General features: G+C 70.4%; 14 protein-coding genes. 7 read left to right on the top strand and 7 right to left on the bottom strand.

The features are described 5' to 3' along the window. Nucleotides 1-304 precede the first annotated feature (304 nt). A complete protein-coding gene (locus MVG78_RS00875; protein ID WP_247557381.1) occupies nt 305-796 on the top strand; it encodes a hypothetical protein in 492 nt (163 codons plus the stop codon). Between the two features lie 47 nt (nt 797-843). Here MVG78_RS00875 and MVG78_RS00870 read toward each other — a convergent pair whose 3' ends face one another. Next, nucleotides 844-1,062 carry a hypothetical protein gene (locus MVG78_RS00870; RefSeq protein WP_247557378.1) on the bottom strand — a complete coding sequence of 73 codons (219 nt, stop codon included), beginning with the start codon at nt 1,060-1,062 and terminating at the stop codon, nt 844-846. A gap of 346 nt (nt 1,063-1,408) precedes the next feature. Between MVG78_RS00870 and MVG78_RS00865 the strand changes: the two genes are divergently transcribed. The 6 genes from MVG78_RS00865 to MVG78_RS00840 all read left to right on the top strand — a co-directional run bounded on the left by MVG78_RS00865 (nt 1,409) and on the right by MVG78_RS00840 (nt 7,877). Then, nucleotides 1,409-1,990 carry a F0F1 ATP synthase subunit delta gene (locus MVG78_RS00865; RefSeq protein WP_247557375.1) on the top strand — a complete coding sequence of 194 codons (582 nt, stop codon included), beginning with the start codon at nt 1,409-1,411 and terminating at the stop codon, nt 1,988-1,990. A 2-nt stretch (nt 1,991-1,992) separates the two neighbouring features. Beyond that, nucleotides 1,993-3,525: a F0F1 ATP synthase subunit alpha gene (atpA, locus tag MVG78_RS00860; protein WP_247557373.1), complete on the top strand. Its 1,533-nt coding sequence runs from the start codon at nt 1,993-1,995 to the stop codon at nt 3,523-3,525. Between the two features lie 26 nt (nt 3,526-3,551). Then, on the top strand, nt 3,552-4,448 hold the full coding sequence (locus MVG78_RS00855; protein ID WP_247557370.1) for a F0F1 ATP synthase subunit gamma: 897 nt from the start codon (nt 3,552-3,554) through the stop codon (nt 4,446-4,448). Nucleotides 4,449-4,503: 55 nt separating this feature from the next. After that, complete coding sequence (gene atpD / locus MVG78_RS00850; protein WP_247557367.1) at nt 4,504-5,931, top strand: F0F1 ATP synthase subunit beta; 1,428 nt, start codon at nt 4,504-4,506, stop codon at nt 5,929-5,931. Between the two features lie 4 nt (nt 5,932-5,935). After that, complete coding sequence (gene atpC, locus MVG78_RS00845) at nt 5,936-6,349, top strand: ATP synthase F1 subunit epsilon (RefSeq protein ID WP_247557364.1); 414 nt, start codon at nt 5,936-5,938, stop codon at nt 6,347-6,349. Nucleotides 6,350-6,755: 406 nt separating this feature from the next. Further along, entirely contained in the window at nt 6,756-7,877 is a 1,122-nt protein-coding gene (locus MVG78_RS00840; protein ID WP_247557362.1) for an endo-1,4-beta-xylanase, read from the top strand. A 414-nt stretch (nt 7,878-8,291) separates the two neighbouring features. On the opposite strand, the gene MVG78_RS00835 is transcribed toward MVG78_RS00840, so the two are convergent. The 6 genes from MVG78_RS00835 to MVG78_RS00810 form a co-directional block, all read right to left on the bottom strand. Next, entirely contained in the window at nt 8,292-8,786 is a 495-nt protein-coding gene (locus MVG78_RS00835) for an RNA pyrophosphohydrolase (RefSeq protein ID WP_247557359.1), read from the bottom strand. Further along, a complete protein-coding gene (locus MVG78_RS00830) occupies nt 8,783-9,895 on the bottom strand; it encodes a divergent polysaccharide deacetylase family protein (RefSeq protein WP_247557356.1) in 1,113 nt (370 codons plus the stop codon). Before MVG78_RS00830 ends, MVG78_RS00835 begins: the two co-directional genes overlap by 4 nt. 416 nt (nt 9,896-10,311) lie before the next feature. Then, nucleotides 10,312-11,703: a S41 family peptidase gene (locus tag MVG78_RS00825; RefSeq protein WP_247557354.1), complete on the bottom strand. Its 1,392-nt coding sequence runs from the start codon at nt 11,701-11,703 to the stop codon at nt 10,312-10,314. 46 nt (nt 11,704-11,749) lie between these two features. Continuing rightward, entirely contained in the window at nt 11,750-13,132 is a 1,383-nt protein-coding gene (locus MVG78_RS00820) for a murein hydrolase activator EnvC family protein (RefSeq protein WP_247557351.1), read from the bottom strand. Next, entirely contained in the window at nt 13,133-14,662 is a 1,530-nt protein-coding gene (gpmI, locus tag MVG78_RS00815) for a 2,3-bisphosphoglycerate-independent phosphoglycerate mutase (protein ID WP_247557348.1), read from the bottom strand. It lies immediately after the preceding gene. Nucleotides 14,663-14,787: 125 nt separating this feature from the next. Next, nucleotides 14,788-15,051 (bottom strand): DksA/TraR family C4-type zinc finger protein, encoded by a 264-nt coding sequence (locus tag MVG78_RS00810; RefSeq protein ID WP_247557345.1) that lies wholly within the window; start codon nt 15,049-15,051, stop codon nt 14,788-14,790. Nucleotides 15,052-15,068 lie beyond the last annotated feature (17 nt).

Below are 15,068 nucleotides of genomic sequence, written 5' to 3'. Positions count from 1 at the left end.
GAAGCGGCGCGCTGCGTTGCGATATGTGTCCCCGCGCGCGGGCATCGGTGTCTGGGACCGGGAAGGAATGATCCGCCTGGACCCGGCCTGCCGGCGCGGGTTTTCCTGAAAAGGATTGCCGGCTTTCCCCCGGCGGGGCCCATGGGCTCCGCCCACCGATGCGCATCTTCACCGAACCGCCCGGCCGTGCCGGGTGGATCAGAGCATGGTCCCCGGCTCCGCATGTTGGGGGTCCCCACATCCCAGGAGGTTCCGGCGCGCGCCCGGCGCGTGCCCGACTTTCGCGAACCAGCGGAGCGATCCAATGGCCGACACGCGCACCCTTCCCGCCCATACGCCTGGTCCCGCCGATACGCCTGGGGCGAACGGCCCGGGCAGGACCTTCCCGCTGGCCATCGCCCTGGCGATGGCCGTGGCGGGCTTCCTGTGTGGCTACGGCACTGGAAGCATTCCCGGCATCCCGGACCAGGCCATGGAGGAGTTCGGTCCGGGGCAGGGGATGGTGGCCGCCTTGCCCCTGCTGGGGGGCCTGATCGGTGCCTTCGGCATCGGCTGGGTATCGGGGCGGATGGCGGGACGGGTGCCGGGGGTGCGCGGGCGCGGGCCGGCTGTGGACGGCTGCCTGCCCGGGCACCGGGCGAATGAAGGGCGGGCGGATGACGGGGAGGTTGCGGCAGGGGGCGGGGCAACCGCTCCTTGCCTGTCCGGCCCGGCCGCCCCCTGGGGGCGGGCCGGATCGGGCATTCCGGCGGTGGCCCTGGGCGGCAGCGGCCTCTCGCTTCCGCCGCGCCCCTGAGTAGGGACGGCCTCCCGCCCCGGGTGCCTCAGGGCCTTGGCTCGCGCTCAGACATCGATGGGATAGGTGCCGCGCCAGTCGCGGATCGTTTCGTGCGGGGTGTCCTTCTCGCGTTCCTCGGGCGGCAGGTCCTCGATCGGGTCCACGACCGGGCCGGTCACGCCGGTATGGGAGGCCGGGTCGGAGGCGGGGAAGCTTTCCTCCACCGTCTCGTCCAGTTTCTCCTCTTCCTGGCGGGATGGGCTCTTCTTCTCGGTTCCGCTCATGGCGCATGCTCCTCGGGGCAAGGGGTCAACAAGTGGGCCATGCGAATCAATCGCTGCAATGAGCGAGAAGTTACACGCGGGAAAGTTGCGTTGCCGGATTCGCGATTCCGGCCTCCGGGACCCGCCGGACAGGGCCGGGGAGGCGGGGATGGAGGTTTTCCCTGGCCCGGAAGCCACGGCCCGGGCATCCTGTTGCCGCAAAGCCGCGTCAGAAGTCCTTGGAAGCCCCCTCGCCCAGTTGCCGCAACGGCTTTCCATATGTTAAGGCGCCCGCGCTGCGAGAGGGTTTCCCTCAGCGCGCGCCCGGCTTCTCGGCCGTGGCTCAACTCACGATACGGGAACTCACGTGGCCTCTGACGCGACCACCGTTTCGCCCGACGCGCCCCGCGCTACCGGACTCGCGCAACGCTACGCGCAGGCGCTCCTCGACCTCGCCCGGGAGCACCGCTCGGTGGACCAGGTCGCGGCGGACATGGAAACCCTCCAGACGCTGTGGCGCGACGACGCGCCGTTCCGCGCCTTCGTTTCCGACCCCCGGCTCGATGCCGCGCAGCAGCAGAAAGGCGCCTTCGCGGTGCTGGAGCGCACCGGCATCACCGGGGATGTGCGCAACCTCGTCGGCGTGCTGGTGAACAACCGCCGCCTCGCCGCCCTGCCGGAGGTGGCGGCCTCCTTCGCCCTGCTGCTCGCCGAGAGCCGGGGCCAGCAGACGGCCGAGGTCACGACTGCCCACCCGCTGAGCGACACGCAGCGGAACCAGATCGCGGCCCGCCTGACCGAGGCGGGCTATTCCAACGTTCGGCTGGTCGAACGCATCGACCCGTCCATCCTCGGGGGGATGATCCTCAAGATCGGCTCCCGCCTCTACGACACATCCATCAAGTCCAGGCTCCAGCGCCTGAGCTACGCCATGAAGGGGGCCGCCTGAACATGGACATCCGTCCCGCCGAGATCTCCGAGATCCTCAAGAAGCAGATCGCCGGCTTCGATTCCGAGGCGAATGTCTCCGAGGTCGGCACCGTGCTGACCATCGGCGACGGCATCGCCCGGGTCTATGGCCTGCAGAACGTCATGGCCGGTGAGCTGGTGGACTTCCCCGGCGCCGGCGTGAAGGGCATGGCCCTGAACCTCGAATCCGACAATGTCGGCATCGTGGTGCTGGGCGATGACAGCGCGATCCGCGAGGGCGACACCGTCTCCCGCACCGGCACCATCGTGGACGTGCCGGTGGGCAAGGGCCTGCTGGGCCGCGTGGTCGATGGCCTGGGCAACCCGATCGACGGCAAGGGGCCGATCCAGTTCACCGAGCGCCGCCTGGCCGAGGTGAAGGCGCCCGGCATCATCCCGCGCAAGTCGGTGCACGAGCCGATGCAGACGGGCATCAAGGCCATCGACGCCCTGATCCCCATCGGCCGCGGCCAGCGCGAGCTGGTGATCGGTGACCGCCAGACCGGCAAGTCCGCCGTGCTGATGGACACCATCCTGAACCAGAAGCCCATCAACCAGGGCACGGACGAGAGCAAGAAGCTCTACTGCATCTACGTCGCCATCGGGCAGAAGCGCTCCACCGTGGCACAGCTCGTGCGCACGCTGGAGGAGCAGGGCGCGATGGAGTATTCCATCGTGGTCGCCGCCACCGCCTCCGAGCCGGCGCCGATGCAGTTCCTGGCGCCCTATTCCGCCTGCGCCATGGGCGAGTATTTCCGCGACAACGGCATGCATGCGCTGATCATCTATGATGATCTGTCCAAGCAGGCCGTGGCCTATCGCCAGATGTCGCTGCTGCTGCGGCGCCCGCCGGGACGCGAGGCCTATCCGGGCGACGTGTTCTACCTGCACTCCCGCCTGCTGGAGCGCGCCGCCAAGATGAACGACGATTTCGGCGCGGGCTCGCTGACGGCGCTGCCCGTGATCGAGACGCAGGCGGGCGACGTGTCGGCCTATATCCCGACCAACGTGATCTCGATCACCGACGGCCAGATCTTCCTGGAGACCGAGCTGTTCTACAAGGGCATCCGCCCGGCCGTGAATGTCGGCCTGTCGGTGTCCCGCGTGGGCTCGGCGGCGCAGATCAAGGCGATGAAGCAGGTTGCGGGCAAGATCAAGCTCGACCTCGCCCAGTACCGCGAGATGGCGGCCTTCTCGCAGTTCGCCTCGGATCTCGACGCCTCCACCCAGGCCCTGCTGGCCCGTGGCGCGCGCCTGACCGAGCTGCTGAAGCAGCCGCAGTTCTCGCCGATGCCGGTGGAGGAGCAGGTGGTGTCGATCTTCGCCGGCACGCGCGGCTATCTGGACCGGATCGAGGTGAACAAGGTCACCAGCTTCGAGGCGCGGATGCTGTCCGAGCTGAGGGCGGCGCAGCCCGGCATCCTGGAGGCCATCCGCACGGAGGGCGTGATCTCCAAGGAGACCGAGAACAAGCTGACGGCCTTCCTCGACAGCTTCGCCAAGTCCTTCTCCTGAGGCCCGAGAGGTAAGGAGCAAGGCCGATGGCGAATCTGAAGGCCCTGCGGGCGCGCATCGCGTCGGTGAAGTCGACCCGCAAGATCACGCAGGCCATGAAGATGGTCGCCGCGGCCAAGCTGCGCCGTGCGCAGCAGCAGGCCGAGGCGGCGCGTCCCTATGCCGAGCGGATGGAGCGCATGCTGGCCTCCCTCGGCTCGGCGGTGGCAGGCAGCCCCGACGCGCCGCGGATGCTGGTGGGTTCCGGCGCCGACCAGGTGCATCTGCTGATCGTGGTGACGGGCGAGCGTGGTCTGGCCGGCGCCTTCAACACCAATGTGGGGCGCTTCGCGCGCAACCGCATCCGGGAGCTGGAGGCCAAGGGCAAGACCGTGAAGGTGATCACGGTCGGCCGCAAGGGCGCCACCTATCTGCGCCGCGACTTCGGCAGCCGCTTCGTCGAGGAGGTCTCCTATGCCCAGGTCAAGCGCCTGAGCTTCGAGCAGGCTGATGCGGTGGCGGCGACGGTGACGGCGATGCTGGAGGCCGGCGAGTTCGATGTGTGCTCGCTGATCTACAACCGCTTCCAGTCGGTGATCGCCCAGATCCCGTCCGAGCAGCAGCTGATCCCGGCCGCGGTCCCGGCGCCTTCGGGCGACGAGGCCAAGGCCGCGGCGAGCAGCGACGGCGCCCTGTACGAGTACGAGCCGGGCGAGGAGGAGCTGCTGGAGCAGCTCCTGCCGAAGAACCTGTCCATCCAGATCTACCGCGCGCTGCTGGAATCCGTGGCCGGGTTCTATGGCGCGCAGATGAACGCCATGGACAACGCCACGCGCAATGCGGGCGACATGATCAACAAGCTGACGCTGAGCTACAACCGCACGCGTCAGGCCAACATCACCACGGAGCTGATCGAGATCATCTCCGGCGCCTCGGCCGTCTGATGCGGTCGCGAAGCGTGAATCGCATCAGCTGAAAAGCCCTGGGGAAAAGCAGGACATGAAGAACAACGTCGGTAAGGTCACCCAGGTGCTGGGCGCCGTGGTGGACGTGCAGTTCCCCTCGGAGCTGCCCTATATCCTGAACGCGCTGACCACCAAGGTCGGCGATCGCACCCTGGTGCTGGAAGTCGCCCAGGAGCTGGGCGAGCGTACCGTGCGCTGCATCGCCATGGACACCACGGACGGCCTCGTCCGCGGCACCGAGGTGGTGGACACGGGCAAGGGCATCGCCGTGCCGGTGGGCGAGGGCACGCTGGGCCGCATCCTGAACGTGATCGGCGAGCCGATCGACGAGCGGGGCGCGGTGCCGCACCAGAAGACCTACACCATCCACCGCGAGGCTCCGCCCTTCGACGAGCAGGCGACGGCGGCCGAGATCCTGGTGACGGGCATCAAGGTCATCGACCTGCTGGCGCCTTATCTGAAGGGCGGCAAGATCGGCCTGTTCGGCGGCGCCGGCGTGGGCAAGACCGTGACCATCCAGGAGCTGATCAACAACATCGCCAAGGGCCATGGCGGCGTGTCGGTCTTCGCCGGGGTGGGTGAGCGCACCCGCGAGGGCAACGACCTCTATCACGAGATGATCGACGCGGGCGTCATCAAGCTCAACGAGGGCAACACCGAAGGCTCCAAGGTGGCGCTGGTCTATGGCCAGATGAACGAGCCGCCGGGCGCCCGCGCGCGCGTCGCGCTCTCGGGCCTGTCGATGGCGGAATACTTCCGCGATGAGCAGGGCCAGGACGTGCTCTTCTTCATCGACAACATCTTCCGCTTCACCCAGGCGGGCGCCGAGGTGTCGGCGCTGCTGGGCCGCATCCCCTCCGCTGTGGGCTACCAGCCGACGCTGGCCACCGACATGGGCCAGCTCCAGGAGCGGATCACCTCGACCAAGAAGGGCTCGATCACCTCGGTGCAGGCCATCTACGTGCCCGCCGACGACCTGACCGACCCGGCCCCGGCCACGTCCTTCGCCCACCTCGACGCCACGACGGTGCTCAACCGCTCGATCGCCGAGCTGGGCATCTTCCCGGCCGTGGACCCGCTGGACTCCACCTCCCGCGCCCTCGACCCGCGCGTGGTGGGCGAGGAGCACTACCGCGTCGCCCGCGAGGTGCAGCGCGTGCTGCAGACCTACAAGTCGCTGCAGGACATCATCGCCATCCTGGGCATGGACGAGCTGTCGGAGGAGGACAAGCTGATCGTGGCGCGCGCGCGCAAGATCCAGCGCTTCCTGAGCCAGCCCTTCCACGTGGCCGAGGTCTTCACCGGCACGCCGGGCGTGTTCGTGAAGCTGGAGGACACGATCCGCTCCTTCGCCGGCATCGTGGAAGGCAAGTACGACCACCTGCCGGAGGCCGCCTTCTACATGGTCGGCACCATCGAGGAAGCCGTGAAGAAGGCCGAGGGCCTGAAGCAGGCGGCCTGACGCCATGGCCGACACCTTCAACCTCGAGCTGGTGAGCCCGGAGAAGCTTTTGCTCTCCCGCCCGGTGGAGATGGTCACCATCCCCGCCTGGGAGGGCGAGATGGGCATCCTGCCGAAGCACGCTCCGATGATCGTCGCCCTGCGGGGCGGCCTCATCAAGGTGCGCGAAGGCGGGCGGGACACGGAAAGCCTCTTCGTGGCCGGCGGCTTCGCCGAGATCACGCCGGACCGCGTGACGGTGCTGGCCGACGAGGCCACGCCAGTGGCCGAACTGTCGCGTGCCGAGGCCGAGAGCCGCCTGGCGCAGGCCGAGACGGAGCTGAATGCCGCCGCAGCGGAGAGCGAGGCGGTGCGCGACAAGGCCTATGGCCGTGTGCTCGCCGCACGCGCCATGCGGGATGCTGCGACCGCGGCCTGAGCGTCCCCGTCCCATCGCGGACGGGCCGAACCATGACCAGGGCCGGTTCCTTCGGGGACCGGCCCTTTTCCATATGTGCCTTCCGGTGTCAGCCTGGGAGGCTGAGGGCGGGAGGAGTGCGATCTCCTGGAGATTGAGCCTGACAACCGATCACATCCCTGAAAGCGTGGGTGACGGGCGATCCTTTGCCGAGCATGGTGATGAATGAAGGTTCAGCACGTTATCCGGGTATCGGTTTGGCGCGGCTTGAGACCTGCGGCGGGTTTCCGCCGTGGCGTCCTATGGGGAACATGGGCATGGCGAAGCGGACCAACGGGCCGGAGGCCGGCGGCTTGGGGATCGTGGTGGAACCCCGAATCCTCCTGAGCGGCCCCCATCGCGCGCGGGCTTTCTCCTGACCCCGCCCGTGGATCTTCTGCACCGGCGCCGGCTGATCGCCGCGGCGCTGGCCGGGGCAGGCGTGGCGGCGATGCCGGCCGGCACGCCACGGGCTCAGCCGGCCGGTCCCGGGCTGGGCGAGATCGCCCGGTCGCGGGGCTATGGCTACGGGGCGGCCGCGCAGTCGGCGATGCTTCGCGACAACCCGGACTATGCCCGCGCCTATCGCACCGAATGCGCCCTGCTCGTACCGGAATACGAGGGCAAATGGGGCACGGTGCAGCCGCAGGAGGGGAAGTTCGACTTTGGACCGCTGGACGGCATGGGCGCCTGGGCGCGGCGGGAAGGCAAGGTGATGCGCGGCCATGCGCTGATCTGGCATCACGCCATGCCCGACTGGCTGGGAAAGGCGCTGGGCGAGGGGCCGCAGCGCGCGCGTGCCGTGATGGAGGCACATTTCACCGCCGTGCTGGAGCATACGCGCGAGGGCATCCGGGACTGGGACGTGGTGAACGAGGTGATCGCCGATCCCCCGGGCAGCGATACGCCGCAGGGCGCCGGGGATCTGCGCGACACGCCCTGGCTGCGGGCGCTGGGGCCGTCCTATATCGAGCTGGCACTGCGGCTGGCGCGGGAGCGCGACCCGACGCTGCGGATCACCCTGAACGAGTACGGGGTGGAGGAGGAGGCGCCGCATTGCCTGGAGAAGAGGCGGCGGCTGCTGGCCCTGGTGCGGCAGTTGCGCCGCGCCGGCGCGCCGCTGGATGCCGTGGGGATGCAGGCGCATCTCCAGATGGACCGGCCCTTCAGCGGGCCCTCCTTCACGGCGTTCTGCAAGGAACTGGCTGGGGAGGGGCTGCAGCTCCTGATCACCGAGCTGGACGTGCGGGAATCCTGGAAGGTGCCCGATGGCTACCCCGCGCGGGATGCGCTGGTCGCGGCACGGGTGAAGGAGTTCGCCGAGGCGGCCCTGGCCGGGGGCGTGAAGACCATCCTGACCTGGGGGTTGATCGACCGCTATTCCTGGCTGGTCTCCGACCCTGGCGTGGCGCGCAAGGACGGGCTGAAGCATCGCGGCCTGCCGCTGGACTGGGAGGGAAGTCGCAAGCCCTTCTGGAACGCTCTGGCGGAGGCGTTCCAGGAGCGGTGAGTCTCGGTTCGAGACACTCCGTCGGGTTTCGTTGCGATTCGATTCCAGATTCCAGGCTCAGCTTCCGTGGTTGGCCCCCGGGAGAGGCGCCGCCTCTCCCGGACCCTCTCCGCCCATGACCAGGATGGGGGACCGAAGCCGGTCCCCAGACCCCGGGCTTTCGTGGGCGCCGGCGGATACCGTTGTTCCACAGCCCGATCCCTGGCGCAGGTGGACCAGCGGGGCTCCCGAAAAGAAGAAAAACGCCTTGGCCGCACTGGTGGCATTGGCAGTCGCCGGAGAGCCGAGCTCTCCGGCGCGATCCGGCCGCAGCAGGAACCAACGAACCGGGTCCAGGGCCCGCAGGGTCCTGGCGGATGGGGGGCCGGGGGAAAGGCGGAGCCTTGCCCCCGGGGAGCCAAGGGTAAAGCCAGATCACTCCGCCATGGGAACGGCGAAGCGGGCGAAGGCGCGGGCCAGGGCCTCGTAGATCGGGCGCTTGAAGGGGACGGCGAGGCCGGGGAGTTCCTCCAGCGCGGCCCAGCGCCAGGCGTCGAATTCCTGATGGGCGTCGGCATCCAGGCGGATGTCGGAATCCTGGCCCGTGAAGCGCAGGGCGAACCAGCGCTGTTTCTGCCCACGCCAGCGGCCGCCCCAGATCCTGCCGATCAGATGCTCCGGCAGGTCGTAGCGCAGCCATTCATCATGTTCGGCCAGGATCTCGGCCTTGTCGGTGCCGATCTCCTCGGCCAGTTCGCGCAGCACGGCCTGGCGCGGCTCCTCGCCCTCGTCCAGCCCGCCCTGGGGCAGTTGCCAGGCGCCCGCGCCGGCCTCCCCATGCGGCTGGTCCGCCCGGCGCGCCACCAGCACCAGCCCGTCCGCGTTGAAGAGCACGGCACCGACATTGGGGCGGTAGGGCAGGTCGCTCATCGCGTGGCAGTTTCCTTCTGCGGGATCTCAGGGCGGCGGAGGATGGCGGTGACGGGGGCCAGCACGATCCCCCGCTGTTCCAACCCTGTCGCCCAACTGGTGATACGGTCCAGCAGCACCGGCGAGGCATCGCCGGCCACGCCGAGGGCCGAGCCCCATTCCTTGGCAACACGCTCGAGTTCCTGCAAGCGGCGCTCCACGCCCTCCCGCGTCGCGGGCTCGTCGATCACCACATCGGCGGTGCGGCCCCAGGCGCGGTTGCTGTTGGTCGCCTCGGGCCGCGGGTCGAGATAGAGCAGGCCGCGGTCGCGCAGCACGTCCTGCACTCCGGCCAGCAGTTCCGGCGCCTGGGCGAAACGTTCGCCGCGCATGCCGCCCAGGGCGCCGACCGCGCCGACATAGCCCTGCATCCGGGTCAGCACCCAGCGCAGCCGCTCCGCATTCTCGGCGGCCGGAAGCGTGGTGAGGAGGGCGCGGGGCCCCGGGTCGTTGGACGGATAGCCGGCGGGCTCCATGGGCAGGGCCACCAGCATCTCCATCCCCCGGGCGCGGGCGCGGTTCAGCAGGGGCTGGATATTCTGGGCATAGGGGCTGAAGGCGAGGCCGGTCGTGGGCGGCAGGCGGCGGATGGCCTCGTCGCTCAGCCCCGCATGGAGGCCCAGCCCGCCGACCACGATGGCGATGCGCGGCCGCTTCTCGCCACGGGCGAAGGCGCGGCCATAGGTCCGGATCGAGGTCCGGCCATCCGGCGCCACGCGGGGCAGGGCGCCGAGATGCGTCGCCTCCAGCAATTGCGGGTCCGGTGGCGGGATCGGACCTGGCTGCCCCTGGTTCTGCGGGGGGGCGGGGTCTTGGAGGTCGGTCAGGGTGGCGGCCTGGGCCTCGGCCGTGGCGGGGACAACCGGCGCGGCGGCGTCAGGGAGAGCGGCGGGGGTGACGACGGCAGGGGGCTGCGCGGCGGCTTCCCGGGGCGGCGGCGGGCCGAGATAGGCGAGCGTGCCGAGGCCCAGCAGGGTGGCGGTCAGGACGAAGCCCCAGAAGCGCCTCAGCCAGGCCCAGCCATCGGTCCATTCGCTGGCTTCCGGGCCGCCAGCCATCGCCTCGCGCATGGTTTCCGTCCGTTCGCCCTGGCCCGGAAAGCCGGGATGCGACAGCGCATCGGGGCTGGTCCGGGGCAGATTTCTGGCTTCCTGCGACGGATCTTCCGCCGCAGTCTCTCTTTTTGAGAGTATCCTCATCAATGAGGCCATTTCCAGGCAGGTCCGCCACTTTCCACAATTTTATGGCGTCCTTGGCGTTTATGCCCGGTAAACGACCCTGATGCGGCAGCCGGAAGTTGCAAGGACGGAGGTTCTTGCGGGGTTCCCGAGGCGATGGTGATCCATCGCCGGGGCGGTTGGCCACGGACGGGTCATGCGGCGCAGGGCCGGTTCCCCATCCTTCGGCCGGCCGGATGATGCTGGCATCCGGTCCTGCCGGCCGGTCCATGGCCCGTTCCGGCCATGGACCGGGCCGCGTCAGCGCATCAGCGGCTGGCGCGGCGCTGCGCCGGGGCCTGCTGCGGCGTCGCGGCCATGCCACGCACCAGCACCAGGGCCTGCTGCAACTGGAAGTCCGTCTCCGGCTTGGTCGGGTCGAAGGCAGGGGCGCCTTCGGGCGGCGTGTGCTGGATGCGGTCGAGCAAGCCTTGCGGCAGGTTCAGCGGCGGCAGCGGCACCACCGGGGTGGCGGAGGACGTCTCGGGGTGCTTGAGGGCGTGGCGAAGATCGGCCTCGCGGTCGCGCTGGGCGGCGTCCACGCGCTGGCCGAGCACCTCCACATCCGGCTCGATCCCGGTGGCCTGGATGGAGCGGCCGGAGGGGGTGTAGTAGCGCGCCGTGGTCAGGCGGATGGCGCCGTTGCCGGGCAGCGGCATGACCGTCTGCACCGAGCCCTTGCCGAAGGACTTCACGCCCAGCACCACCGCGCGGCGGTGGTCCTGCAACGCGCCGGCCACGATCTCGCTGGCCGAGGCGGAGCCGCCATTGATCAGCACCACCACCGGCAGGCCGTTGGTGATGTCCCCGGCGCGGGCGTTCCAGCGCTGTGCGTCCTCGGGCCGGCGGCCGCGGGTGGAAACGATCTCCCCCTGGTCGAGCAGGTCGTCGCTGACCTGGATCGCCTGATCGAGCAGCCCACCCGGGTTGTTGCGCAGGTCGAGGATCAGGCCCTTGAGCCCGTTCGGCGCCTGGGACTTGAGCTGCTGGAAGGTCTTGCGCAGGCCGGGATCGGTCTGCTCGTTGAAGGAGGTGAGGCGGATATAGGCGATGTCGTTGCCTTCCAGCCGGGCGCGGACCACCTGCGGGCGGATCACCTCGCGCGTCAGGCTGAGGTCGATGGGCGTGGTCACGCCCTCCCGCCGGATGGTCAGGCGGATGGAGGAGCCACGCTCGCCGCGCATCTGCTCCACCGCGTCCTGCAGGCTCATGCCCTGGACGGAGGTGCCGTTGAGGTTGGTGATCAGGTCACCGGGCTTGATGCCGGCGCGCTGGGCGGGCGTGTCGTCGATGGGCGAGATGACCTTGACGTAGCCGCCTTCCTGCGTGACCTCGATGCCGAGGCCGCCGAACTCGCCGCGCGTCTGCACCTGCATGTCGCGGAAGTTCTTCGCGTTCATGTAGGAGCTGTGCGGGTCGAGGCCCTGGAGCATGCCGTTGATGGCGTTCTCGATCGCATCCCGGTCGTTGACCGGATCGACATAGTCGGCGCGCACGCGCTCGAAGACATCGCCGAAGAGGTTGAGAAGCCGGTAGGTGTCGGCCCGGCCGGAATCCTGGGCCAGCGCCGGCACCACCGTCGAAGTCACCACGGGTCCCGCGACGGCCCCCGCGACAAAGGCCACCGCCACACCCGTTGCTGTCCGGAACTTGCGCCGCATCCGCCCGAGGCTCCCCGAGACAAGGAAAAAATCAGAGAAGGCGCCCCTATCCCGTGCGGCCATTGCCGGCCAGCCAGGGACGCGGGTCCACCGCCTGTCCCCTGCGCCGGAGTTCGACGTAGAGGCTGGGGCGCCCGGAAGAGGGACGCCCCATCTGGCCGACCGCCTCGCCCGCCGAGACCTTCTGCCCCACCCCGGCGTCCAGGCGATCGAGACCAGACAGGACCACATGGTACCCGTCACCGCAATCCATGATCAACAGCAGGCCATAGGAACGAAATGTATCAGCGAAGGCCACCTGCCCGGAGCAGGGGCTGACGACGCGGGCGCCGGGGGGCGTGGACCAGGTCTGGCCGGTGGTGCCGCCGGCGCCGAACTGGGAGATGACGCGGCCGGCCACGGGCAGGGCGCGGCCCCGGCCACGGGGGATGGCGGGGGCGGAGGGCAGGGCGGCGACCTGCTCCTCGTCCTCCCGGTTGCGGCGGGCGGCGCGGCGGGCATCCTCCCGGGCCGTGGCCGCTGCCTGGGCGGCCTGCCGGGTGGCTTCCTCGCGGGCGGCCTTCTCCTTCGCCTCCCGCTCGGCACGGGCGGCGGCCTCGCGCTCCAGCCGGGCGATGGCGCCGCGCAAGTTGCCGGCCCGGGCGGCGAGGCTGGCGGCCCGCTGCGCCGCCCGCTCCTCGGCGTGATCGGCCTGCCCGCGCGCGGTGCGGGCCTCGGACAGGCTGGCCTCCACCGCCTGGCTGGCGGCGCGGGCGCGGTCGCGGGCCTGGGCGAGGTTCTCGCGCCGGGCGGCGGCGCGGGCCAGGGCCTGTCCGGTCTGCTCGCGGGCGATGCGGTAGGCGGTTGCTTCCTCGGACAGGCGCCGCCCCAGGCCACGCAGCACCAGGGCGCCGCGCAGCGCCTCCTCCGGAGGCACGGGCAGAGCGAGCAGCGTCTCGGCCGGCCAGGCGGACATGCGCCGCATCGCGGGCAGGAGGGGGGCCAACCGGGCCGACTGTTCCCGCAGCGCGGCCTCGGCGGCGGCGAGGTCGGCCTGAGCGGCGTCGAGCTGGCTCTGCGCCTCGTCCAGCGCCTCCTCGGCCGCGACGGCACGGCGGCCCAGCTCGGCGCGCTCGGCGGACAGGCGTTCCTCGTATTCCCGGGCCTCGCGGGAGGCGCGGGCGGCGGCCTCGGCGAGGTCCTTCGCCTGTGCCGCCTCCTGCTCCGCCCGGTGCAGGTCCTCGCGGCCGGGCGGGCGCTCGGCCGGCTTCCGGGGCGCGGCGGCGAGGATGGTGGCGGAGGCGGGGGCCATCAGCAGCGCCAGGGCGGTGGCCCGTGCGGCGGCTTGCAGCCGGGCCTTCCAGAGGGACGGGCAAGGGGGCGGGATGGCGCCCGGGCCGACCCGCCGCCGGTTTTCACCAGGCGGCAGGGGATCAGGCGGCGCCGGCAATCAGCCTCCGCCCTGGATCAGCGACTGGCCGGTCATCGCCTCCGGCTGCCTCAGCCCGAGGAGCTGCAACAGGGTCGGCGCCAGATCGGCCAGCCGGCCCTGGCGCAGCGTGCAGTCCCGGGGCCCGCCCAGCAGGATCACCGGCACCGGGTTGGTGGTGTGGGCGGTGTGCGGGCCGCCCGTCACCGGGTCGCGCATCAGCTCGGCATTGCCGTGGTCGGCGGTGACGAGCAGGGCGCCGCCCATGTCGCGGATGGCGGAGACGATGCGGGCGAGGCCGGCATCGGCGGCCTCGCAGGCCTTGATGGCGGCGGCGAGGCTGCCGGTATGGCCCACCATGTCGGCATTGGCGAAGTTCAGCAGGATCATGTCGTACTGGCCGGAGCGGATCGCGGCCTCGGCCTTCGCCGCCAGCTCCGGCTCCGACATCTCCGGCTGGAGGTCATAGGTGGCGACCTTGGGGGAGGGGACCATGACCCGGTCCTCGCCGGGGAAGGGCTCTTCCTCGCCGCCATTCATGAAATAGGTGACGTGCGGGTACTTCTCCGTCTCCGCCATGCGGAGCTGCCGCATGCCGGCGGCGGAGACCACGGCGCCCAGGATGTCCTTCATCGACTGGGGCGGGAAGAGCGTGGCGAGGAAACGGTCCAGCTCGGTGGAGTACTGGGTCATGCCGGCGGCGCCGGCCAGCTTCGGCAGGCGTGGACGGGGGAAGCCGGTGAAATCCGGGTCCAGGATGGCGTCCAGGATCTGGCGCACGCGGTCGGCGCGGAAGTTGAAGCAGAGCAGCCCGTCGCCGTCCTTCATGCCCGCATAGTCGCCGATCACGGCCGGGGGGATGAACTCGTCGGTGGTGCCGGCGGCATGGGCGGCGGCGATGGCCTCGGTGGCGGAGGGGGATTTCGGTCCCTCGCCCAGGACCATGGCGTTCCAGGCCTTCTGCACCCGGTCCCAGCGCTTGTCGCGGTCCATGGCGAAATAACGGCCGGAGACGGAGGCGATGCGCGCCCCCCGCGGCAGTCCGGGCTCGAAGCGCTTCAGGAATTCCACCGAGCCGAGCGGGGTGGTGTCGCGGCCATCGGTCCAGACATGCACCGCGACGGGGATGCCGGCGGCGGCGAAGACCTTCGCGAGGGCGAGGCCGTGATCCTGGTGGCTGTGCACGCCGCCGGGGGAGAGCAGGCCGCAGAGCTGGAGCGTGCCGCCGCTGGCCTTCAGCTTCGCGATGAGGTCGGTGACGGCGGGCAGGCTGGCGATGGAGCCGTCCTGCACCGCCCTGGTGATGCGCGGCAGGTCCTGCATCACGATGCGGCCGGCGCCGATGTTCAGGTGGCCGACCTCGGAATTGCCCATCTGCCCGTCCGGCAGGCCGACATCCTCGCCCGAGGTCCGCAGGAAGCTGTGCGGGCAGGTGGCCCAGAGCTCGTCGAAGCAGGGGGTATGGGCCTGGCGGACGGCGTTGTCGGCCACTTCCTCGCGCCATCCCCAGCCGTCGAGGATTACCAGCATCGCGGGCTTCGGATGGGACATCGGGGCGCTCCTTCCGGTCAGGTCCGGGGCGAAGGCTTAGAGCAGATCGCGCGCGAACGGTATCCGGGGCGGTGGAGGTTGTGCCGCCGGAACCATCCCGCCCGGCCGGCTGTCCGATGGAGGGCCTAGCGAAGCTGGCTGTCCTTGCTGCCGCGGCGGTTGAAGCCGATCTGCACCGGGCGGCGGTCGAGTGCCGACTGGCAGGCGATGCAGGTGCGGACGCCCGGCAGGGCGCGGCGCCGTGCCTCGGGGATCGGCTCGTCGCATTCGACGCAATGGGTCGGGCCCTCGCCCTTCGGGATATGGGCACGGGCGCGCAGCACGCCGTCCGTCACGGTGTCGTCGATCTGGTCCTGGACCGCCCCATCCGGAGCCCAGCCGCTGGCCATCGGGAATTCTCCTTCGG

Source organism: Roseomonas gilardii subsp. gilardii, assembly GCF_023078375.1.
In the GTDB taxonomy this organism is placed as follows: Bacteria; Pseudomonadota; Alphaproteobacteria; order Acetobacterales; family Acetobacteraceae; genus Roseomonas; species Roseomonas gilardii.
This window is presented reverse-complemented; position numbering and strand designations above follow the sequence as displayed.

Coding starts and splice junctions, on each gene's coding strand:
- MVG78_RS00870 (WP_247557378.1), bottom strand. CDS start 1,062: ATGAGCGGAACCGAGAAGAAGAGCCCATCCCGCCAGGAAGAGGAGAAA.
- MVG78_RS00875 (WP_247557381.1), top strand. CDS start 305: ATGGCCGACACGCGCACCCTTCCCGCCCATACGCCTGGTCCCGCCGAT.
- atpD (WP_247557367.1), top strand. CDS start 4,504: ATGAAGAACAACGTCGGTAAGGTCACCCAGGTGCTGGGCGCCGTGGTG.
- atpC (WP_247557364.1), top strand. CDS start 5,936: ATGGCCGACACCTTCAACCTCGAGCTGGTGAGCCCGGAGAAGCTTTTG.
- MVG78_RS00810 (WP_247557345.1), bottom strand. CDS start 15,051: ATGGCCAGCGGCTGGGCTCCGGATGGGGCGGTCCAGGACCAGATCGAC.
- MVG78_RS00825 (WP_247557354.1), bottom strand. CDS start 11,703: ATGCGGCGCAAGTTCCGGACAGCAACGGGTGTGGCGGTGGCCTTTGTC.
- MVG78_RS00855 (WP_247557370.1), top strand. CDS start 3,552: ATGGCGAATCTGAAGGCCCTGCGGGCGCGCATCGCGTCGGTGAAGTCG.
- gpmI (WP_247557348.1), bottom strand. CDS start 14,662: ATGTCCCATCCGAAGCCCGCGATGCTGGTAATCCTCGACGGCTGGGGA.
- MVG78_RS00835 (WP_247557359.1), bottom strand. CDS start 8,786: ATGAGCGACCTGCCCTACCGCCCCAATGTCGGTGCCGTGCTCTTCAAC.
- atpA (WP_247557373.1), top strand. CDS start 1,993: ATGGACATCCGTCCCGCCGAGATCTCCGAGATCCTCAAGAAGCAGATC.
- MVG78_RS00830 (WP_247557356.1), bottom strand. CDS start 9,895: ATGCGCGAGGCGATGGCTGGCGGCCCGGAAGCCAGCGAATGGACCGAT.